21 protein-coding genes are annotated in these 19,058 nt (G+C 67.4%); 18 read left to right on the top strand and 3 right to left on the bottom strand.

Annotated features, from left to right (window positions below; translation table 11 throughout):
- The first annotated feature begins 153 nt into the window (after window positions 1–153).
- The 6 genes from OV208_RS30100 to OV208_RS41425 all read left to right on the top strand — a co-directional run bounded on the left by OV208_RS30100 (window position 154) and on the right by OV208_RS41425 (window position 3,962).
- Window positions 154–837 carry an HK97 family phage prohead protease gene (locus tag OV208_RS30100; RefSeq protein ID WP_267577354.1) on the top strand — a complete coding sequence of 228 codons (684 nt, stop codon included), beginning with the start codon at window positions 154–156 and terminating at the stop codon, window positions 835–837.
- The gene (locus OV208_RS30105; protein ID WP_267577355.1) at window positions 834–2,057 is read left to right on the top strand and encodes a phage major capsid protein; all 1,224 of its coding nucleotides are present in this window, start codon (window positions 834–836) and stop codon (window positions 2,055–2,057) included. Before OV208_RS30100 ends, OV208_RS30105 begins: the two co-directional genes overlap by 4 nt.
- A 31-nt stretch (window positions 2,058–2,088) precedes the next feature.
- Window positions 2,089–2,523: a hypothetical protein gene (locus tag OV208_RS30110; RefSeq protein WP_267577356.1), complete on the top strand. Its 435-nt coding sequence runs from the start codon at window positions 2,089–2,091 to the stop codon at window positions 2,521–2,523.
- A 4-nt stretch (window positions 2,524–2,527) separates the two neighbouring features.
- Window positions 2,528–3,193, top strand: a complete 666-nt coding sequence (locus OV208_RS30115; RefSeq protein ID WP_267577357.1) for a hypothetical protein — start codon at window positions 2,528–2,530, stop codon at window positions 3,191–3,193.
- Window positions 3,193–3,516: a hypothetical protein gene (locus tag OV208_RS30120; RefSeq protein WP_267577359.1), complete on the top strand. Its 324-nt coding sequence runs from the start codon at window positions 3,193–3,195 to the stop codon at window positions 3,514–3,516. The genes OV208_RS30115 and OV208_RS30120 overlap by 1 nt, the downstream gene beginning before the upstream one ends.
- 98 nt (window positions 3,517–3,614) lie before the next feature.
- Window positions 3,615–3,962, top strand: coding sequence for a minor capsid protein (locus tag OV208_RS41425; RefSeq protein ID WP_420715060.1), 348 nt, complete (start codon window positions 3,615–3,617; stop codon window positions 3,960–3,962).
- Here OV208_RS41425 and OV208_RS30125 read toward each other — a convergent pair.
- Window positions 3,953–4,702, bottom strand: a complete 750-nt coding sequence (locus OV208_RS30125) for a hypothetical protein (RefSeq protein ID WP_267577361.1) — start codon at window positions 4,700–4,702, stop codon at window positions 3,953–3,955. The two genes, OV208_RS41425 and OV208_RS30125, sit on opposite strands and share 10 nt — an antisense overlap.
- A gap of 161 nt (window positions 4,703–4,863) precedes the next feature.
- Between OV208_RS30125 and OV208_RS30130 the strand changes: the two genes are divergently transcribed.
- The 10 genes from OV208_RS30130 to OV208_RS30175 all read left to right on the top strand — a co-directional run bounded on the left by OV208_RS30130 (window position 4,864) and on the right by OV208_RS30175 (window position 14,957).
- Window positions 4,864–5,265 carry a hypothetical protein gene (locus tag OV208_RS30130; RefSeq protein ID WP_267577363.1) on the top strand — a complete coding sequence of 134 codons (402 nt, stop codon included), beginning with the start codon at window positions 4,864–4,866 and terminating at the stop codon, window positions 5,263–5,265.
- A 14-nt stretch (window positions 5,266–5,279) separates the two neighbouring features.
- A complete protein-coding gene (locus OV208_RS30135) occupies window positions 5,280–5,705 on the top strand; it encodes a phage tail tube protein (protein ID WP_267577365.1) in 426 nt (141 codons plus the stop codon).
- 33 nt (window positions 5,706–5,738) lie between these two features.
- Window positions 5,739–6,122 (top strand): phage tail protein, encoded by a 384-nt coding sequence (locus OV208_RS30140; RefSeq protein WP_267577367.1) that lies wholly within the window; start codon window positions 5,739–5,741, stop codon window positions 6,120–6,122.
- A 203-nt stretch (window positions 6,123–6,325) separates the two neighbouring features.
- Window positions 6,326–9,004 (top strand): hypothetical protein, encoded by a 2,679-nt coding sequence (locus OV208_RS30145; RefSeq protein ID WP_267577369.1) that lies wholly within the window; start codon window positions 6,326–6,328, stop codon window positions 9,002–9,004.
- Between the two features lie 11 nt (window positions 9,005–9,015).
- Window positions 9,016–9,828, top strand: coding sequence for a hypothetical protein (locus OV208_RS30150; RefSeq protein WP_267577371.1), 813 nt, complete (start codon window positions 9,016–9,018; stop codon window positions 9,826–9,828).
- A 3-nt stretch (window positions 9,829–9,831) separates the two neighbouring features.
- Window positions 9,832–12,231, top strand: a complete 2,400-nt coding sequence (locus tag OV208_RS30155) for a fibronectin type III domain-containing protein (protein WP_267577373.1) — start codon at window positions 9,832–9,834, stop codon at window positions 12,229–12,231.
- A 42-nt stretch (window positions 12,232–12,273) separates the two neighbouring features.
- The gene (locus tag OV208_RS30160; protein WP_267577375.1) at window positions 12,274–12,840 is read left to right on the top strand and encodes a M15 family metallopeptidase; all 567 of its coding nucleotides are present in this window, start codon (window positions 12,274–12,276) and stop codon (window positions 12,838–12,840) included.
- 46 nt (window positions 12,841–12,886) lie between these two features.
- On the top strand, window positions 12,887–13,390 hold the full coding sequence (locus tag OV208_RS30165) for a hypothetical protein (RefSeq protein WP_267577377.1): 504 nt from the start codon (window positions 12,887–12,889) through the stop codon (window positions 13,388–13,390).
- Window positions 13,387–13,686 (top strand): hypothetical protein, encoded by a 300-nt coding sequence (locus OV208_RS30170; protein ID WP_267577378.1) that lies wholly within the window; start codon window positions 13,387–13,389, stop codon window positions 13,684–13,686. The genes OV208_RS30165 and OV208_RS30170 overlap by 4 nt, the downstream gene beginning before the upstream one ends.
- 98 nt (window positions 13,687–13,784) lie before the next feature.
- The gene (locus OV208_RS30175) at window positions 13,785–14,957 is read left to right on the top strand and encodes a serine/threonine protein kinase (RefSeq protein ID WP_267577379.1); all 1,173 of its coding nucleotides are present in this window, start codon (window positions 13,785–13,787) and stop codon (window positions 14,955–14,957) included.
- A gap of 4 nt (window positions 14,958–14,961) precedes the next feature.
- Here OV208_RS30175 and OV208_RS30180 read toward each other — a convergent pair whose 3' ends face one another.
- Both OV208_RS30180 and OV208_RS30185 read right to left on the bottom strand, forming a co-directional pair.
- Complete coding sequence (locus OV208_RS30180; protein ID WP_267577380.1) at window positions 14,962–15,315, bottom strand: helix-turn-helix domain-containing protein; 354 nt, start codon at window positions 15,313–15,315, stop codon at window positions 14,962–14,964.
- A 43-nt stretch (window positions 15,316–15,358) separates the two neighbouring features.
- A complete protein-coding gene (locus OV208_RS30185) occupies window positions 15,359–15,733 on the bottom strand; it encodes a helix-turn-helix domain-containing protein (RefSeq protein WP_267577381.1) in 375 nt (124 codons plus the stop codon).
- A gap of 174 nt (window positions 15,734–15,907) precedes the next feature.
- Here OV208_RS30185 and OV208_RS30190 point away from each other — a divergent pair, with 174 nt between their 5' ends.
- The gene (locus OV208_RS30190; RefSeq protein ID WP_267577382.1) at window positions 15,908–17,761 is read left to right on the top strand and encodes a serine/threonine-protein kinase; all 1,854 of its coding nucleotides are present in this window, start codon (window positions 15,908–15,910) and stop codon (window positions 17,759–17,761) included.
- A 26-nt stretch (window positions 17,762–17,787) separates the two neighbouring features.
- Window positions 17,788–18,696 (top strand): DUF2381 family protein, encoded by a 909-nt coding sequence (locus tag OV208_RS30195; protein WP_267577383.1) that lies wholly within the window; start codon window positions 17,788–17,790, stop codon window positions 18,694–18,696.
- The last annotated feature ends 362 nt before the right edge of the window (window positions 18,697–19,058 follow it).

The following is a 19,058-nucleotide window of genomic DNA, read 5'->3' on the forward strand; positions in this document are numbered from 1 at the left end:
ACTCGCCGAGATGCTCGGGAGAGGTTTTGGTCTCCAAAGAGTCTAGCACTGCAAGGCATGCTTGCTGCCGGGCTTACCCCTTCGAGTTAGTGTTCTTTTGTGCGCCGGTGTGGGCTGAGGTGATCTCGAAGGCTGCCCCCATTGAAGAGGGGAATGCTCAAGCCTCTTCAGAGAGCCCGCCTAGTCGTCCGTAAGGATGCCCTCCCTCCCGTTGAGGGCCATCCGAAGATATTCACCTTCCGAGCCAACGACGCCGATTACGACAGGTACAACGACCGGCTGGCTGTCCAGGGCTGGAAACTGGAGGCCTACGCCGCGAATCCCGTCGTCCTCTACATGCACGACGACGGCTCGGGCGGGCTGTTCGGCGCGGGCCGCACAGACATCCTGCCCATTGGCAAGGGTCGCGCCTTCGTCCAGGGCGACGCACTCCTGGTGGACATCGAGTTCGACCAGGACGATGAGTTTGCTCGGCGCGTCGAGTCCAAGGTGGAGAAGGGCATCCTCAACGCGGTGAGCGTGCGTTACCGCATGCTGCGCTACCACGAGAACGAGCGCGGCGGTTACGACTGTGACGAGCAGGAGCTTCTCGAAATCTCTGTCGTCACGATTCCCGGCAACCAGCGCGCGGTGCGGCTGAAAAAGCACTCCGACGAGCGCGCCGCCCTCATCCGCGACATTACCGACGCCGTGGTGAAGGCCCTGGGCCGCAAGGCGCGGAAGAAGCGCAAGTCCACGCCGCCCGCGACGCCTCCCTCCCTTTCCGAGTCCGACACCCAAGCTCTCGCTGCGCACACTGCGCGCGCCCTGTTGCAGCACCTCCAGGAGAAAGCATGACCCCCGAAGAGATGCAGGAGATGGCGAAGTCGCTGGGGCCGCTGGTGGCCGCGCAGTTGGTGGAGCAGTCCAAGGGACACCGTGACAGCTACGCGTCCCTGCTGGGCGCGAAGGCGGCCGACACGACGCCCGAGGAGCCCCGCCGCGCGCCGATTACCGGCAAGCACATGACGGAGGGCACGGGCCTCAATCTCATCCGCTACGTGAAGGCGAAGGCCGTCGCGCGCATGGACGGGCGCAACGTGGTGGACGTGCTGAAGGGCTGGGGAGACGAGGTGGTGAGCAAGTCCCTCTCCCAGGGCAACTACTCTGGCCTGGGCTCGACGGTGCATCCGCAGTTCGCCGCCGAGTTCATCGAGCTGCTGCGCAACAAGGCCGTGGTGCGGCAGGCCGGCGCGCGCGTGATTCCCATCGGTGCCTCGCTCACCTTCGACCGGCAGTCCAGCACGGGCACCGCCTTCTACGGCGGGGAGACGAGCACCATCCAGGAATCGGAGCCGGGCACGGACTCCGTGAGCCTCTCGGAGAAGAAGCTCACGGCGTTGACGGCGGTGCCAAACGACCTCATCCGCAACGCCTCCATCAACGCCGAGGAGTTCATCCGCAACGACCTGCTCAACGTCATGGCACTCCGGGAGGACGCGGCCTTCCTCCGGGGCAGCGGCACGCAACTGGAGCCCCGCGGCATCCGCAACCAGGTGGACGCGGCCCACGTCTACGCGGAGACGGTGGCCACGGCGGGCTCGCCAACGCTGCTGGAGATGAAGAAGGAGCTGAACAAGGCGAAGCGGAAGCTGAAGAAGGCCAACGTGGCGATGGTGAAGCCCGTGTGGCTCATGGCCCCTGGCGCGGAGACGGCGCTGCTGGACGCGGTGGGCCCGGGCGGCGAGGGCTACAACTCGCTGGAGAAGGAGATGGTGGAGCGCGGCACGCTGCGCAACGTGCCCTTCTTCGTCACCAACCAGATTCCGGAGACGCTCGGCACGGGCAATAGCCGCTCGGAGCTGTACCTCGTGGACATGGCCGAGGTGCTCATCGGCGAGTCCATGGCACTGGAAATCGACGTCTTCCCCAACGGGGCCTTCAACCGTGGTGGCCAGGTGGTGTCCGGCATCTCGACGGACCAGACGGTTCTGCGCGCCATCACCAAGCACGACCTGGCCATGCGCCACCGGCAGAGCGGCGTCGTGGTGACGGGTTTGAGCTGGGGCAGCAACTGACCGGGGCGTGGCCCCAGAAAGGAAGGACACCATGAGCGCACCACACATCAGTCAGATTGGCGCATTCATCGCCGCACGCCTGGGCACTCAGCCGGCCGCGACATCTGCCGGGACTCGTCAGGGAGCGGGCTACGATCGGCTCGTCCTGGGAGAGAGCTGCGTCCTCGTCGCCGCGACGGGGGCGGTAACGGGCGGCCCTACCGCCCAGAGCTACGAGGTGAAGCTCCAGCACTCCAGCGACAACGGGGAGGATGACGCTTGGACGGACTACGTGCCGGCCGGGACGGGCTCGGCAGCCGTGCAGTTGACGGCGGCCAACGCCTTCGCTGAAAAGGACGTAGACCTGGGGGCGGCGAAGCGGTTCGTCCGCGTGTCGGAAGCCACGACGCTGACGGGCGGGACGGCGCCCAGCCTCCAGGCTTGCTCCGTCGTCGTCTTCGGCGGCGCTATGACACTGCCGGTGTGACGCCATGGCGAATCCTGCTGACCTGTGCCTTGCCGCCACCGTGGCGGATGACCTGGGCGTGGCGGTGACGCCGCGCCTGGAGTCTCTCGTCACGGCGGCGAGCCGGGCCGTTGCTGGTTACTGCGGCCGAGTCTTCGAGTACGGCCAGGGCCTCGTGGAGTACCCGGCTGGCTACGGACGCCCGCTGCTGCTCCTGGAGCGCCCTCCTGTCATCCTGGTGGTGGGCGTCTGGGAGGGCGGTGCCTTCGTGCCTGCCGAGGCGTACGAGAGCCAAGGGAAGCTTGCCGATGCCGGCATGCTGTACCGCAAGGGCGGCGTGTGGCGCATGACGGCCCGCTCGGGCGGCCAGGTGGTGGAAATGGTGGATAGCTTCCAGGGCGAGAGCGGGGGGGCAGGCATCCGCGTCGTTTACGACGGGGGCTTCGTGACGCCGGGGCAACGTGCCCTGGACGTCTCGCGTGTGGTGACGTTGCCGGAGGACGTGCAGGAGGCTGCCATCCTCACGGCGGTGCAACTGTACCGCTCGCGTGGCGTCGACTCGATGGTGGCGAGCGAGTCCATCGGCGACTGGTCCGTGAGCTACTTCGCGGCGAAGGCTGAAGGGAAGAGTCCCATCCCCGGCACCGCGCAGGCGCTGCTCGCGCCCTACGTCATCCATCGGGTGAGCTGATGGCCTCGCCCACGGATACATTCCGGCAGTCGATCACCTATGCGGTGCTAACGGGACGGGACGCCTACGGCAAGCCGGCGCTCGGGCTCCAGGCGATGGCGCGGGCTCGTGTGCAGCCGTCCCGGCGTCTCATCCGCGACGCCAACGGTAACGAGCACTTAACTGCGCACGTTGTCTACACGGACGCGGTCATCACGTTGCAGCATCGCGTATGGCTGCCGGGGGAGGACGTGGCAGACTTCAATCGGGCTCGGCGTCCCGTGGCGGTGGACGAGAGCGTTGATGGCTTGGGCGTCGTGCGTTTCCGGAAGGTGTGGTTCTGATGCGCGACATTGCCTCGGAACTTGCGGCTGTGCTGGAAAAGGCGGGACTCGGGCTGGTGCGGCCTCCAACTCCAGGCGCAAACCTCTTCACCGCGCCCATGCCAGAGGTTGATGCCCGCATACCGGATAGGGCGGTAGCCTTGGTGGTGACAGGTGGTGCGGAGCCACAACCCTACATTGGCCAGCGGCCGTCGGCGTACATCATGCCGGGCTGTCAGTTGCGGATCCGCTCCGGACGTGAGGACTTCGAGAGTGGGCAGCAGCTAGCCGACGCTATCTTCTCAGCCCTTAACCAAGTGACTCTCGAACCCCATGCCATGATGCGAGCAGACGAGAGCACTCCAAGGTATTTGGGTGCGGATGGTGCAGATCGGCATCAATGGTTGATTAGTATTCGAATTGGATTCTTGATGGGAATTGCCAGGCGGGGGGCTGGTTATTTTTGAGGCTCTGAGGTTTCTGGGCTTGTTGGCAGGGAGTCTAGGACTTGTTTTGTGGTTATTGGGCCGGGTCCTTTTGTTGTTTTCGTGTAAGTCGTCGCCAAGTCCCTGAGGCTGCGCAATTCTTTGACGATATCTTGGAGCGCGAGTGAGCCTGGGTTTCCCTCTGGGTTGTACTTTAGGCCGAGAAGCGGGAATGCCAATGATATGAAAAATGGGGTTGATAGATTCCAGTGAGTCACTTCTTGGCGGCGAAGTATTACTCCGGGCGCAGCTGCGTCGACAGTTGTTGAGCCAGGACTGTAGTTGCTGATCAGCAATTCAACATCCACCGAATGTTCGGGGTTGAGGAATTCGAATGTGACCGAGCATACGTTTTCGTTGTGAGCTGTCTTTGTGCGCTTCTCGAACTCGCCAGATGTTCGGATTCGGGTGTTTAGTATTTTGCTTTCCGTGTTTGATGTGATTGCGATCGTGGTGTTTTCGATTATGTCGTTGCCGTTGTTTCCGAGCTTGACGTTGACTGTGGTGAGTGATGTCGGATTTTCTTGGCCGACCATGATGGTCACTGGAATGCCTAGCGATTGCGCCATTTCCTTGGGAATAATTTCATTTTCCGAGACTACGGCCCAGGCGAGAATTTTCCTCTTGGCGGTCAGTCGGGGAATGATGATGCCTCCGGATAGGATTCCTAGTAGGAAGCTGGCGATTGGAATGGCTATTGATATGTAGTCTTTGGTTTCCATATGTTCGGTAAGTGAGGGGGCGTTGTGTGGGGTTGGTTGGGAAGCTGTGTTGTTTAAGCACAGGTTAGTATGAATTTGCGGCGGCCGTCGAAGGCTTTTTCGGATGCTCTAAGTGGGGTCTTGCCGCCACTTGGACGGATCGTCCCCATTAAACAGGGTAGATGCCTGTTCGAGTCAAAGTCGATGCGGTGAAGCTGGAGCGCCTGCGCCGCTCGCCCGCCGAAGTGCTGCGCGCGCTGGATGCGCCCTGCCGGGACATCGCCCGCCTCACCATGGACTACTCCCTCTTCCTCGTACCGGTCGGAGAGGGCTACCTGCGCGACAGCGCCTTCCTGAGTGGCCCCCTCCACAACCTGAGCTCGCGCCTTTCCACGACGTGGACAGCGGGCTATGCGCACCCGTCCGCTGGACCCATCCATGAGGGCTGGCACTGGGGCGCGCAGTTCTTCGACCCGCCGCCGCACTTCCTCCGCAAGTCCTTCCGTCGCGCCCGGGGCAGCGCTCGCCGCCGCGTGGCCGCCGTCCTGAAGGACTTCCTGACGCACCGCTTCCCCTCCCACTGACCGGAGCCGCATCCATGCCTGAACCCCGAGAGGCGTTCTTCGACAAGCTCTACATCCGCGCCACCGACACCGCGCCTGTCGAGGCGGACGCGCTGGATGGCGTCCTGGAGGCGCCCATCAACCGTGCCAAGGACACAGTGGATGCCAACTACTTCGGTAGCGACGGATGGAAGCGCTCGAAGGGCACCTGGAAGTCCTTCTCTATCCCGCTGTCCGGCCACGTCTTCAAAGGCAGTTCGCCGCAGCAGGTCCTGCGCGACGCCTTCGAGAGCGACGCCACCGTCTTCTTCACCCTCGTGGAGGACGAGACGGCGCCCGTGGGCACCCAGGGCTTCCGCTACCCGGTGAAAGTGACGTCCTACGAGGAGGGCCGCAGCGCCTCCGACGTCGTCACCTTCTCCGCGACCCTTGCTGGCCAGGGCGCACCCGTCGCGGTGTAGCCGGCCCCTATTCCCACCCACCCGAGGCACAGCATGACTGCACCCACCACGCACCGAAAGCCCCTGGGCTCCCGCCGCACTCTCCACCAGCGCGTCACCCTCGACGGCGCCGACTACGATCTCTGCCGCCCGACGCTCGGCGAGAAGCTCGACGTCCTCTCCGCCGCGAAGGCGGCCCGCGAGTTGGGGCCGGACCGGCAGCCCGTGGATGAGCCCGCGGGGATGATGATGATCGCTCGCATCGCCGTGGCCTGCCTCTACCACCCGGGCACCGCTACACGCGTCTTCACGGAGGACGACGCGGGCCAGGTGAAGAACGAGCCCTGGCTGGAGGAAATCCAGGGTGCGCTCGCCCAGGCCTTCGCGGGGCCGACACTGGAGACCGCCAAGGGAAACTCCGAGACCACCCCGAGCTGAGAGCGTTGCACGGGGTGGTGAAGCTGACAGGCCAGTCGCCCGAAGCGGTGCGTGGCTGGAATTGGGAGGACGTCGTCCACCTCCTGGCGCTCTGCGCACTGGAGGCCGACGAGACGCGCGGCGCCCGGACGCTCGGGCCCGCCGTCGCTGCTGGTCCGCAGACAACGACAACCGTTTTCAGGAAGCGTCCCAAGAGGTGAGGCATGGGCGGAGGACTCCGAGTCGGCGACTTGTATGTGGCTGTGACGGCCTCCGTGGGCGAAGCCCTGTCCAACCTCGGCAAGGTGGTGGAGGCCGTCGAGAAGTCCGCCAAGCAGGTGAAGGAGAAGTCGAAGGGCCTGGGTGAAATCGGCGCGGCGGTGTCGGCGGGAATTGCCGGCGCCGTCGCGGCGGCGGCCACGTCCAACGCGGACATGGCGCGGGAGACGGAGCGGATAACCGCGCTCCTCTACACGCTGGCGGCGGACATCGGCGACGCCTTCCTGCCGGTGGTGCAGCACGTCGCGGACGGTGTTGAGCGCGTGGTGGCGAGCTTCCAGTCCCTCTCCCTCGACGTGAAGGCCGCCGCCTCCAACATGCTGGTGTGGGTGGCTGGAGCGGGCCTCGCCGTCGGGATGCTGGGCAAGGTGGCGGGAGTGGTGGAGGCCGTCGCGGGCGGCGCTGGGCTGCTGGTGAAGATGCTGGGCGCCCTCAACAAGTCCGTGGCCCTGGCTTCCCTTGCGGCCTCCGTGGACAAGGTGACGGCCTCCCTGGGCGGCGTGGTGGCGAGCACGCCGTCCGTCACTGGAAGCCTGGGACGCATGGCCCTGTCCGCTGGAGGCTTGCTGGTGCCGCTCGCGGCGGTGGCCGCCGCCGTGGCCGCCCTGGTGCTGCTGGCGGGCAGCGTCTACGCCGCCTGGGAAGACAGCAGCACGGGCCTGGCTGACTTCTTCCGGAGCATTGGCGAGCAACTGGCGAAGTGGGCGAGCCGCATCGCGGACGGCTTCTCTCGTGCCTTCGTGGCGCTGGGAGACTTCGTGAAGCAGGCCGCCCTGTCCGTCCTGGACGGCGTCGCGTCGCTGGTGCGTGGCGTCTCCCGCCTCCTGGAGCCCGTGGCACGTCAGGCGGGCTTCCCGGAACTGGCGGCTACCTTCCAGCAGGTATCCACCCTCACGGGCCGGGAGCTGCTGGACACGTTGGGGCAGGGCGCCCAGGTGCTTTGGGACGGCGCGCGGCAGACGGCGGCGGCGGTGGGGGACGCTGTAGCCGGGGCAGGGCGCGAACTGGAGGAGAGCGTCGCCTACGGCCTGCGCACCAGCGCGGCAGGCGCGAAGAAGCTGGGGGTGGACCTCGCCCGGGCCCTCAACCTGGAGGGCGTCACGTCGCAGATTCAGGCCCTGCTGGCGAAGCTGATGGGCGGTGGCGGCGCTCAGGGCAAGGCGCGGATCCGCAAGCCCACGGACAAGGCTGCCCTGGAGGCCGCCCAGAAGCAGGAGGCGGCGGAACTCGCCGCCATGACGAAACTCCAGGCCCAGGCCAACGAGGAGTCGCGCCGGGAGTACCTGGCCCGCGTGCGTGCGGACGAAGCCGCTGGGGCCGCTGCCTTCCACGAGATGCGCCTGGAGGCGGAAGGCCTCGCCGCCGCAGCGGAGCAGGCCATGGAGTCCGCGCGCTCGGCGCTGGTGGACAGGTTCCTTGGCGGCCTGGGCCAGTTAGGCGACCTCATCAACGCCGCCGTCCAGGGCATGCAGTCGGGCGGCATCTACGGCGCCATCATCGCCGTGGTGGGCGAGCTGCTCATGCAGTCCGAGGGCTTCAGGGGCGTCATCGAGTCCGTCAACGTCATCATCCAGATGGTGGCCGATTCGCTGGGCACGTTGCTGGAGCCGCTTCAGCCCCTGCTGGCCGCCATCACGGTCATCATCGACGGCTTCCTGTCCGTCCTAACGCCCGTCTTCGAGATGCTTGGTGAGGCCATCGAGCCCCTGGTTCCGCCGCTCATGCTGCTGGGCGACATCGTCAAGGGCCTGGCGCCTCTCTTCGAGATCGTGGCCAAGGTCTTCATGCTGATTATGGCGCCGCTCAGCATGCTGGGCGGGCCCGTCATGAAGGGCCTCTTCACCGTCTTGAAGTTCGTGGGCGCCGTCATCCTCACCGTCGCGAAGGCCATTGGCTCGGTGTGGAATGCCGTCGTCGGCGCGGTGCAGACCGTCATCCGGGCCATCTCCTCCCTCGTCGAGTGGACGGGCTTCGACGGGCTGAAGAGCCTCGCGCGCTCGCTCAACAAGCTGAAGGTGGACACGGACAGCATGGGCGAGTCCCTCCAGGTGCTGGAGGACGCGACGTGGGACTCCGCGAAGGCGCGCGCCGAGGAAACAGCCCAGGTAGACGAGCACACGGAGGCCGTGGCGCGCGCCACGGCGGCCCTTACCAATGTGCCGTCCGCGTGGAAGGTGGCGCTGCGTCGCTTCGAGTCGGAGGACACGCAGGACGGCCCCACCGTGCCGCCCAAGCCGAAGCCCACGCCCGGGAAGCCCGACGCCGGGGCGCCGGATGAGCCGGAGGAGGCGCCCGCCACGGGGGCTGTGCCGGAGTGGCTGCTGGGCATGTTCCCTCCCCATCTCCAGCAACTCATCCAGGGCCAACTGCCCGCGACGCCCGAAGTGCCGGGGTGGCTGGCGAGGTTGCTGCCGCCCGGCCTGGACGGAAGTGGACGGGTGCGTGCGCCGGAGACGGGCAACGTCTCCGCCATGGCCGCGCCCGTCACCTACAACATCACCGGCTACGACATCGACGCCGCCATCGAGGCGACGCGTCGGGACGAGTCGCTGCGCCAGCAACGCGCGGGCGTGCGCACTGTCGGTAGCCGCGTGCGTCTCGCGACTCGCTTCTCCGCTTTCTGAGGCCACCTCCCATGTCTTCTGCCCTGTCCCTTTCTGGCATCCCCTTGCCCGTCTCAGCGGAGCGAGGCCTCACGTACACGCCGACGTTGCTGGGCGAGCACCGCCGCGCCTTCTCCGGGTGGCTTCGCAGCAGCGAGCGGCGCGAAGTCTTCACCCTGGCGGGCAACACGGGCCCGCTCACCCAGGAGGAGGCTCGCGCGTACCGCGGGCTCCTCAAGGGCGAGGGCCAGGTGTGGAACTTCGAGGAGGGGCTTCGCAGCCACGCCTTCCTCTCGCCGAGCGCCACCTCGGGGAACGTGTGGGCGGTGGAATCGGCGGGCCGCTTCGGCGGATGCATGCGCATCGACTCTGGGGCGAGCGTCACGTTCCCCACGGGCCTCGGGGCGAAGTGGACGGTGGCCTACTGGTGGAAGCGCGAAGGGACGAAGGACCGGTGGCGGCACCACATCCACCGCGCGGGCGTGGGGCTCAGCGTCAACGGTATTCCAGGGACAAGCCCCCACGCGGATGGCTTCCTCGTCACGGAGGGGCTGGCGACCCTTCCCCAAGGCGCGGTGACGTTGCGCAACCCTGCTGGGGAGGAGCTGCTGGTGGATGAGCTGGTGGTGCTGCCGTGGGTGGTGCCCGCTGCCTGGGTGTCGCCCTGGTACGTCGCTGGGGAGCCCTTCGGCGCGCCGTACCCGTACCACCGGGCTTCAGGTGCCGCCCTCTACGAGCCGCTGCCCGTGCTGGGGAGGATTGGGACAGGCCGCGCCGTGCAGTGGTGGGAGGGCGGCGTCCTCGTCCTGGGGCAGGAGTTCGACTTCGAGTTGCAGGAGCGCTGACGCATGCGTCCGTTGACATCCTTCCAGGCCGCCCTGCTGGGCAGTCCTTCCGGCTACTCCACCCATCCGCGCGTCTGGGTGCGCGACGGGGCAGGGGCGTGGCGCAACCTGCAAACCCTTCTGGGATTCGACTGGGTGCTGGGCGTGCGCGTCAACGAGAAGCTGGACGCACCCGTCGCGGAAGCCGAGGTGTCCCTGCTGCGCAGCGGATCCGCTGGCCAGCGCCTCTCCCTGTCTCCGCTGGTGGTGCACTCCCTCGTTAACACGTCCGCTGCCGGCAGCTTCGCGCCGTTGCTCGTGGAGGGCACCTACTTCCGTGTGGAGCTGGGCCTGGCGCCGCTGGCCACCGTGCCGAAAGCGGAGGACTACTTCGAGGTCTTCCGAGGCCGCATTGATGAGGCGGACGCCGGGCCCGAGGAGCTGCGAATCGCGGGGCGCGACCTGGGCGGTTTGCTTCAGGACACCACCATCGAAGTCGAGCGCGAGTATGGCAACGACACGGCGGGCGTGGCCGTGCAGTCCATCATCCAGGCGCTACTCAACGACAACGGCATGGCCTCCTTTGGTCTGATGACCCCCGTGGATCCGATGTCCCAGCGCGGTCGGTACGTGCAGCAGGTGGAGCCGGTGCTGGACGCGGCGCGCGCCCTGGCGCAGCAGATTGGATGGGACTGCCGCATGCGCTGGCAGTCCTCCGTGAGCGGCTACGCGCTCACCCTGGCTGCTCCGGACAGACTCCAGGTGGAGGTGGACTGGAGCTATGGCCCGGACGAGTACGGCAGCCTCGATAGCGTGACGCGCCAGTTGGCGGACATCCGCACAGACGTGGAGGTCATCTATAGCGACAGGTACGACCTCGACGCCTCGGGCGTGCCGAAGCGCAAGAAGGTGACGGCCAGCAACCCCACGGCCCGCTCCCAGGTGGGCCGCCGCTGGATGCAGGTGATGGAAGACGCCTCCAGCAACATCAACACTGCGGCGGAGGCGCAACGGCTGGCGGATGCCGCCATCGCGGACCTCTCCGTGTCGCCCCTCACCGTGACGCTGACGGTGGATCCGCACCCGGGTTTGGAACTTGCGGACCTGGTGCTCGTGCAGCCGGATGGCGTCCGCCTGGACATGCCGCAGCGGCTCGCGGTGCAGGAACTGGAGCACCAGTGCGCCACGGACGGCACGGCGCGCATGCAACTGGTGCTGCGCGGCCAGCCCTCCACCTCGGTGCGCGAGTGGTTGGAGAGAGACAGCCGGCCGGGCATCGCCCCCAGCGCCCCGTTTACCGGCCCCGCGGCGCCGCAGCAGGTGAGGGCGACGCCGACCGTCAATGGCTTCGTGGTGACGTGGACGCCCGCCGTCTCCGGCCCCGCGTGGGACGAATACGAGGTGCACGCCTCGCGGACGCCCGGCTTCCTGCCCTCGCAGGAGACCTTCCAGTCGCGAGGGAAGACGACGCGCGTCCCGCTCTCCGAGTTGCGCCCGGGTGCCACGTACTACTGCCGCGTGGTGGGACGCGACGCGAAGGGCAACCTGGGCGCGCCTTCCTCGGAGGTGTCCGTCACCACGGGCTACGTGACGCCCGCCACGCTGCAGCCCGGCGTGGCCTTCGGCGAGTCGCCTCCCAACCCGGACTTCGAGGCGCACTCCTTCGAGGAACTGCCCCCAGACGCATGGACGATGGGGACGGGACTCTGGGGCGCGCATGCCCAGGTGACGGCCGACGCATACACGGGGGCACGCGCGATTCGGCTCGTGGCTAACGGCACGCGCCTCGACTCGCAGGCGATGATTGCGCGGCCGGGCGACAGGTACAGCGTGGACGCGTTGACGAAGGCGACGCAACTGGGCACGGCCCTGTCCGTCCAACTCGTCTGGTACGACGGCGCCTTCAACGTCTTGGGTATGGCCACCACGACGCGCGTGATGGCCGCGAATAGCTGGGAGCGACTCACGGGCTTTCACAACGCGCCCGCTGGCACGCGCTACGTGCAGGTGCGCCTCGTGGCCAACGTCACGCAGGGGGCCCCGTGGGTGTACGTCGATTCGGTGCGGCTGGAGCGCATTGGCGGTCTTGTGGAGCCCTGGACGGCCATCCGCACTGGGCAAATCAGCGACCTGGAGAATGGCTGGACGGCGTGGGACCCAAGCTGGCCCTTGGGCTACTACCGGAACAGCGACAACGAGGTGTCCATGCGGGGCCTCCTGCGGCCCGGCACGGTGGGCTACGTGACGGCCTATCGCTTCCCGAGCGGCTCCCGTCCCAGTAGCGCTCGCATCTTCACGGTGCCGACGAGTCACGGACTGGGTCTGGCCCAGTTGCAGCCGGACGGAGCCCTCCAGGTTTACAGCGTGTCCGCAGGGACAGGCTGGGTGGGCTTCGACACGGTGCGCTTCCGCGCGGAGCAGTAGCACGCACGCCACCCGTCAAAACCCGCCCCCATTCAGTGGGGGATGATTCCCAACCCGGACCTCTTCTCCCGCCTCGACTTGAAGCTCCTCTACCCGCCTTTCCAGGCGGTGATGGGCGAAGTCATCGCCCGCTGCCGCACGCGAGGCGCGGACTACGTCGCCACGCGCGGCTTCGCCACCTTCGCGGAGCAGGGCGCGCTCCACGCGCGCTACCTGCGAGGGCAGGGCGGACGCGCGGCCCCGGAGGGCCTCTCAGCGCACAACTACGGCCTGGCCAATGACTTCTGCCGAGATGCCGACGTGACGCGCCCCGGACTACAACCGCGCTGGGACGGGCCGGCCTACGCCATTCTGGGTGAGGAGACGCGGCGCGCGGGCCTCGTCTGGGGCGGTTCCTTCGGCGACGCGCCGCACTGCCAATGGCCGGGCCTCGTGAGCGGCAGCCAGTTGGAGCCCGTGCGCGGCCTCTACCTCTCGGAGCCAGTGGACAGCACGGATGCGCAGCGGCTCGCCGCCGTGTGGCGCTTCCTCGACACGGTGCGCTCGATGCCCGAGTGGCGCGCCATGCACCCAGCCCTCGCCGCTTCGCTGGCGCGGCTCGGCTTCTGACTTCCCGTGCGGCCTTCGCCGCGCGTCACCCACGAAAGGCATGTCCATGCTGCGACGTCTCGCCGTCCTCTCCCTTTGCCTCGTCTTCCCCTCCATCGCCTTCGCGCAGGTGGCCACGTCGCCCGACCCGGGCAACGTCGAGTCCTTCGCCCGCCTCGTCCTCGATGCGGTGACGGCCCGGAACTGGGCCCTCGTCGCGTCCCTGGCCGTCGTCGGCCTCGTCTACGTCCTGCGGCGCTTCGCGGGCGCGTGGTGGCCGCTGCTGCGCACGGCGCGGGCAGGGGCGGTGCTCGCGGTACTGGTGGCCGTGGCTGGCGCGGTGTCCAACGCGCTGATCGCGGGTGAGGGCTTCACCGTGGCGCTGCTTCTGAAGGCACTCTCCATTGGCCTCGGCGCGGCCGGTGGCTTCACCGTCATGAAGACGCTCGTCTTCGGTGACGCCCAGGTGGAGGCCGCCGAGAAGGCCGGGGAGGCGGCGGCCGGGGAGATTGCCGGCAAGGCGGCGGCGGTGGCCGCGCTGGATGCCCTGCGTCCGGGCGACGGGCGGTGAGGCCCCTGGTGCTGGCGCTGGCCCTGATGATGGCGGGGCCGGCGCGTGCCGAAGGCGAGGTGCTGGACGTGGCCCGCGCCACCGTGACGCTTCAGGACGGGCGCACGGTGGCGGTGTCCGCGGGCTGCTGGCTGTCCACGGAGCGCTGCATCCTCACGGCCCGCGAGTTGCGCCGCCTCCAGGCGGAGAACGAGGTACTACGCCAACAGCCCCGCCCCGTTCCCGTTGTGGCCGTGCTGCTGGCCGTGGCGCTCGGGGCCGGGGTGGGCTTCGCGGCGGCGCGAGTGCTCCGCTGATGACCTTTTAAGTCCCGTCGGTATGGACTTTTAAGGTTCGTTGCGTTCAGACTCCTCGGGTGGCGCCGTCGCGCCGTCCCCCTTGCCCCCGAGGAGTCATGTCCACGTCCACCACCGATGACCTGGTGAGCACCCGGGAGTCGCCGCGCCGGAGGGCAGCCCTCCCGCCCACGCCCGAGCGGCCCTGCTCCCTCTTCACCATCGACGGGGTTCGCTTCGAGGCGATCCGCGAACTGGTGCTGATGCAGACAGGGGAGCTGCTGATGCTCGCCCGGCGCTTCTCGGGGCGGGGCGACGCGCTTCCCGGGCACTGCTTCGTGCGGCGGCTGGTCAATCCCTCCACCTTCATGCGCCGCACGCGACTGGGGGAGGAGATTCAACTGGCCTTCCGCCTCCGCCATCCCGCCATTGCCCAGGTGTTCCACCGCAAGGTGCACCAGGATGCGCTGCACGTCGTCATGGAGTACGTGGACGGCCCCTCACTGGAGACGCTGGTGAGCGCGGGCGTGGCGCGCGGCAAGCCTGTCTCCGAAGCCTTCGCCCTTTACGTCGGCGCGGAGATCGCCGAGGCGCTGCATCACGCGCACACGCTGACGGACGAGGACGGCAAGGGACTGGGCATCATCCACCGTGACGTCAACCCCCGGCATGTGTACGTGGGGACGCATGGCGAGGTGAAGCTGGTGAACTTCGGCGCGGCCTACTCGCTGGTGATTGGGCGAGAGGAGTCGCCCGCGAGCCTCGTCCGGGGCGACGTGGCCTATGCCTCGCCCGAGTACCTGGAGCGGCTGCCGCTCACGCCGCGCTCCGACGTCTTCAGTCTAGGCGTGCTGCTGGTGGAACTCTTCACCGGCAAGCACCCCTTCGACGTGCAGGACATCCCCCAGCAACCCGAGGGGATGAGCACTCTCCACTCGGAATTCCTTCCCTCCTTGCCGCTGACGCAAATGCGGGCGCTGCTCGCGAGCTTCAGCCCAGCGGACGTCGAAGCGGCGGTGGGGAAGCTTTCGCCCGACGTGAAGCAGTTGCTGCACGCGGCCCTTCGCGCCAATCCGGAGGAGCGCTTCGCCACGGCGGCGGACATGCGCGACGTCCTGCGCGTGGCCCTGGCGCGGCGACACCCGGGCTACGGGCGCCAGGAGGCCGCTTCCGAATGGGCCCAGGTGCTTGCCGAAGGCAGCGTCCTTCGAGACACGGTGGAGTTCGGCGAGGGCGGCTTCTTCCAAGAGGGCTTGGAGGAGCACGAGCTGAAGGCGCTGGTGAAGAAGTAGCGCCTCAACGCGCCAGGGCGGAGGCGACGTGGAGGAGGGCGTCCAGGTCCTCCGCCTCCAGCTTGCGTGCGAGGTGAAGGAGGCGACGCAGCTTGGGCTCCTCCTCGTCCTGTGTCCGCTGGCCCTTCTTCCCTCCGGCTGGCGGCCCCAAGCCCAGCAACGTTTCGGGTGACACCCGCAGTTCCCCGCAGAGTCGGTAGAGAGAGGGGACGCTTGGCAGCATCTTTCCGCGCTCCAGCCGGCTGTAGACGGCGTGCACCAACCCGATTCGCTCAGCGACTTCAGCCTGCGTCAGTCCCAGGTGCTCGCGGGCGGCGCGTGCCGCGGTGCCAATGGTGATGCCCAGTTCTTCGTTCATGGAGGGCACCGAGCGTAACCGAGAAGCCTGCGCCCGGGCCTCACTACCGAGGCTCGGGGAGGAGCTGAAGGAGGGCGCGCACCTGAGACTCCTTCAGGTAGCGCACGCGAAGGAGGAGTTGGTGCCGCGCAGGGACGTCGCTGAGGGCAAGGGCGGATCGCCCGTGGCCCATCAGCTCGTCTGGAGAGGCGCCCAGCGCGGCGCACAGCCGCTGGAGGGTGGAGACGCTGGGAAGGATCCGGCCTCGCTCCATGCGGCTGTAGACGGCGGCGGCGAGCCCCACTCGAAGTGCAACTTCGGCCTGGGTGAGGCCCAGCCGGGTGCGAGCGGCCCGCGCCGCGTTTCCGATGGTACTGGCGAGTGGCTGGGAAACGGCGGGCAGCGGGGACGGGGCTGGCATGGCGCGAGGGTAGCGCATGGCATGCCAAGGGTGAATGCTGGAGGTCGGGTGAAAATGAATAGATGCTGGGGGTTCATAGAGGGCCCCGCCCGCGAGGAGGGATTCCCGGGGTTCTCGCGCCTCTGGTAGCGTGCGCACGCCGTAGGGAGGACGTCGCATGCGAGTGGCCAGCAACCCCGAAAGTAGGACGCCATGAGGCCGCCGCCCGCCATCTGGGCGCCTGGGTCTCAGGTGCTGGGCTACACGGTGGAGCGGCAACTGGGGCAGGGCGGCTTCGGCACGGTGTACCTCGCGCGGTGTGAGGGCCAGTCGTGCGCGCTGAAGCTGCTGCACCTGAAGCGGGTGGGGGAGCGAGCGGAGCGCGAAGTCTCCATCCTCACCCGCCTGCGCCATCCCAACGTGGTGGGGATTCTGGGCCATGGCTACTGGCCGGTGGCGGAGCCTCAGTTCGCCGTCATCGCGATGGAGTACGTCGCCGGGCGCCAGTTGGACACGTGGGCCGATGAGGAGAACCCCACCGGGCGGCAGGCGGCGCGCGTGGCGCTGGACGTGGCGCGAGCGCTCGCGGCTGCACATGCGGACGGGGTGGTGCACCGGGACGTGAAGGAGGCCAACGTCATGGTGCGCACCGCCGACGGCCTGGCCAAGCTCGTGGACTTCGGCATCGGCGACTACGAGGGCGCGCGCTCCCTGACACAGGACATCCTGCCGCCAGGGACGCCGGACTACCGCTCTCCGGAGGCGTGGCGCTTCCTGCGCAGTCACCGCGACGTGCCGGATGCCCGCTTCACGGCCGGCCCTTCGGACGACTTGTGGGCGCTGGGCCTCGTCTTCTACCGGCTGCTGACGGCACGCTTCCCCTTCGATGGCCCGGATGCGAACACGTTGACGGAGGCCATTCTCTCCAGCGCGCCCACGCCGCCCCACGAGGTGAATGAGCGCGTACCTTCGGCGCTGAGCGCCGTGTGTATGCGGCTCTTGGAGAAGACGCCCGAGGCGCGGACGTCGAGCGCCCAGGCCGTTTGCGCGTCGCTGGAAGAGGCGCTGCGCGGCGCCGATCCGACCTGGGATGTGCCGCTGTGCGAGGCCTACGACGAAGGCTCCGCGACGACGGAAGGGGATGGAGACAGCTTCGAGAAGTGGCGCCATCGGCCACGGCATCGGCCTCGCCGGGGCAAGCGTGCGGCGCCGGAGAAGAGGCCGGCTCCGCGCGACAATGTAGATCCGGACGCAGTGGCCGAAGCACCGCCTCAAGTGACGACCGTGCGCGTGTTGCCGCGGCTGGCCCGTCCTCCGCGTGCCTGGGCGGTGCTGGCGCTGACCGTGGTGCTCTTTGTCATGGGCGCGGTGCTGGCGCGGTGGACGCCGCGCGTTTCGCGTCCCGAGCCCACCCGTCAGGAAGTAGCGCCCTCTGGCAAGTCGCCTCAAGCTGGTTTGGCCGCAGCTCCCACCGGGCCCGAGGCCATCGCTGCGGCCGTCGCTCTCCCCGCGACGCTCCAGGAGGTTTCAGCCACCGTGACGACGCAGACGATTGACTCCCCGCCCCTTCAACTCCCGTCGAAGCCCACGAAGAAGGGCATGAGCGTCATGGCCCGTGCGGTGAGCACGGCGGCGGCCTGCACTGCCCTCGCATGCCCTGGACCGCAGGTGCGTCCGGTGCCTCCTCCCGAGCCGTGCCCGGTTGGATCCGTCAAGGCCATGGAGAAGTTGGAGATCGACATAGGGGATAAGAACGACGCGGTCTTCGTCGTTGCCCGGCCGAAGGTCATCTCGGTGCGGGAAGGGCCGACGCAATTGATCCTGGCGGGCCCTTGGGGGGACATGCCGAGCAACACGGTACTGTCTGGCCGGCTCCTTGTACGGGAGCGCGTGTATGGGCGCCTGACGTGGGCGACGACGCCGAAGGGCGACAGCTTTCCCGTGTGCATGGAGGTCTTTGCGGAGGAGGGAGAGCGCGGCATGGCCCGAGAGCCTGGAGACGACTCTTCCTCTAGTGCCCGTATCTTCACTACAGCTCGCGTGAAGGCGGTGAGTGAGTTCGAGTAGCAGGATTGTCTGGGAGTCATCGCCGAGTGTCTTCTCCTTCCTTCGTCGTATTCCTAGGGCTCCTCCTTACGAGTGGGGCATCGGTCGCTCAGCCGGAAGCATCCGCACCGGGCGCGCGTCGCATTGAGCTGACTCCTGATGATGTTCTTTCTGCTCCCGAGATTGCGATCAGCGCCGGGCTTTCGACAATACTCGTCTTTGACTCCGACTTGACGCGCGACGCAGTCGAGCTGGAAGGAAGAGACAGGTTCGATCTCGTGGATGTGGGGCAAACCACCCTCCGGTTGGTGCCTTCGTCGCGCGTGACGGCTGGCGAGAAGTTTCAGTTGGTCATGCGTTTCCGGGATGGAGCCGTGCCCGCGAGCACCTCTCTCCTTCTTCGGGTGCATCCAGCCAAGGCGGAACCCCTCATCGAGGTCTATCGCGGAAAGCGGACGATTGAGACGTACCAGCAAGAAGCCAGGGATCTACGTGCGGAGTTGATGCGCTGTCAGGGCGAAATCGCACGACTGGTGGACGATCAGGATACTCCGGGCGGGCTGGCAGGTCTCGTCTCCTCCAGGGCACTGGATGAGCACGGTGTGACTGGGCGAGTCGTGACGAAGGACGTCACCCAAGCGGCTGGGAACGCGCTTGAGGCAATCTCCGTCAAGAGCTACCGCTCCATGAAAGGGGTGGCCGTGGAAATCAATCTGACGGTGAAGGCGGGTGCTCCGGCATGGGTCGCGAAGGGGGCAACGCTTCGAGGCAAGGCCGGGGCGGAGTTGAAGGTGCTCCGTCTGTGGCAGCAGGGGCCCATTCCGATGGGAGAGTTCGGGCGCGTTGTGGTCGAGGCCGATGCCCCGACAGCAGCCGCCCAAGGCGTCTTCTCGCTCAAACTATGGGAAGCAGACGGGCCTCGCGTGATCACGCTGGGCAACGTGACGTTCCCGTAGGGAAAGCTGCGACCATTCAGGGGGTCGGCGGTCGAAGGTGGAGGAGGGTGCTGCGCTCTTCTTATGGGCCGCTCGGAGGCAGTTTCCGTTGCCCCCATATAGCCCCTCCCCGGGGGAATCAGGCGGTATGGCGCGGTACGGGTCGGGATGGCGAAGGGCCAAAATCCCCAGGAAAATCGCGGGTCAAGACGATCCTGCCTCGGAATTGGGTAGTCCCGTTCTGCGGGTTCGAGTCCCGCCCTGGGCACTCCGAAGAGAAGCCTCCGAATCGAAAGATTCGGGGGCTTTTTTCGTTTCTGGGCAGGGCGCCTGTCTGTGTTGCCCGTATGTTCCCTCGCGCACTACCCTTGGAAGACGCTCCG

The organism is Corallococcus sp. bb12-1 (assembly GCF_026626765.1).
Taxonomy (GTDB): Bacteria; Myxococcota; Myxococcia; order Myxococcales; family Myxococcaceae; genus Corallococcus; species Corallococcus terminator.

Bases quoted from the DNA above. Each gene is read 5' to 3' on its own strand.
- OV208_RS30100 (WP_267577354.1), top strand. From the start codon at position 154: ATGCTCAAGCCTCTTCAGAGAGCCCGCCTAGTCGTCCGTAAGGATGCC.
- OV208_RS30105 (WP_267577355.1), top strand. From the start codon at position 834: ATGACCCCCGAAGAGATGCAGGAGATGGCGAAGTCGCTGGGGCCGCTG.
- OV208_RS30110 (WP_267577356.1), top strand. From the start codon at position 2,089: ATGAGCGCACCACACATCAGTCAGATTGGCGCATTCATCGCCGCACGC.
- OV208_RS30115 (WP_267577357.1), top strand. From the start codon at position 2,528: ATGGCGAATCCTGCTGACCTGTGCCTTGCCGCCACCGTGGCGGATGAC.
- OV208_RS30120 (WP_267577359.1), top strand. From the start codon at position 3,193: ATGGCCTCGCCCACGGATACATTCCGGCAGTCGATCACCTATGCGGTG.
- OV208_RS41425 (WP_420715060.1), top strand. From the start codon at position 3,615: ATGCCAGAGGTTGATGCCCGCATACCGGATAGGGCGGTAGCCTTGGTG.
- OV208_RS30125 (WP_267577361.1), bottom strand. From the start codon at position 4,702: ATGGAAACCAAAGACTACATATCAATAGCCATTCCAATCGCCAGCTTC.
- OV208_RS30130 (WP_267577363.1), top strand. From the start codon at position 4,864: ATGCCTGTTCGAGTCAAAGTCGATGCGGTGAAGCTGGAGCGCCTGCGC.
- OV208_RS30135 (WP_267577365.1), top strand. From the start codon at position 5,280: ATGCCTGAACCCCGAGAGGCGTTCTTCGACAAGCTCTACATCCGCGCC.
- OV208_RS30140 (WP_267577367.1), top strand. From the start codon at position 5,739: ATGACTGCACCCACCACGCACCGAAAGCCCCTGGGCTCCCGCCGCACT.
- OV208_RS30145 (WP_267577369.1), top strand. From the start codon at position 6,326: ATGGGCGGAGGACTCCGAGTCGGCGACTTGTATGTGGCTGTGACGGCC.
- OV208_RS30150 (WP_267577371.1), top strand. From the start codon at position 9,016: ATGTCTTCTGCCCTGTCCCTTTCTGGCATCCCCTTGCCCGTCTCAGCG.
- OV208_RS30155 (WP_267577373.1), top strand. From the start codon at position 9,832: ATGCGTCCGTTGACATCCTTCCAGGCCGCCCTGCTGGGCAGTCCTTCC.
- OV208_RS30160 (WP_267577375.1), top strand. From the start codon at position 12,274: ATGATTCCCAACCCGGACCTCTTCTCCCGCCTCGACTTGAAGCTCCTC.
- OV208_RS30165 (WP_267577377.1), top strand. From the start codon at position 12,887: ATGCTGCGACGTCTCGCCGTCCTCTCCCTTTGCCTCGTCTTCCCCTCC.
- OV208_RS30175 (WP_267577379.1), top strand. From the start codon at position 13,785: ATGTCCACGTCCACCACCGATGACCTGGTGAGCACCCGGGAGTCGCCG.
- OV208_RS30180 (WP_267577380.1), bottom strand. From the start codon at position 15,315: ATGAACGAAGAACTGGGCATCACCATTGGCACCGCGGCACGCGCCGCC.
- OV208_RS30185 (WP_267577381.1), bottom strand. From the start codon at position 15,733: ATGCGCTACCCTCGCGCCATGCCAGCCCCGTCCCCGCTGCCCGCCGTT.
- OV208_RS30190 (WP_267577382.1), top strand. From the start codon at position 15,908: ATGAGGCCGCCGCCCGCCATCTGGGCGCCTGGGTCTCAGGTGCTGGGC.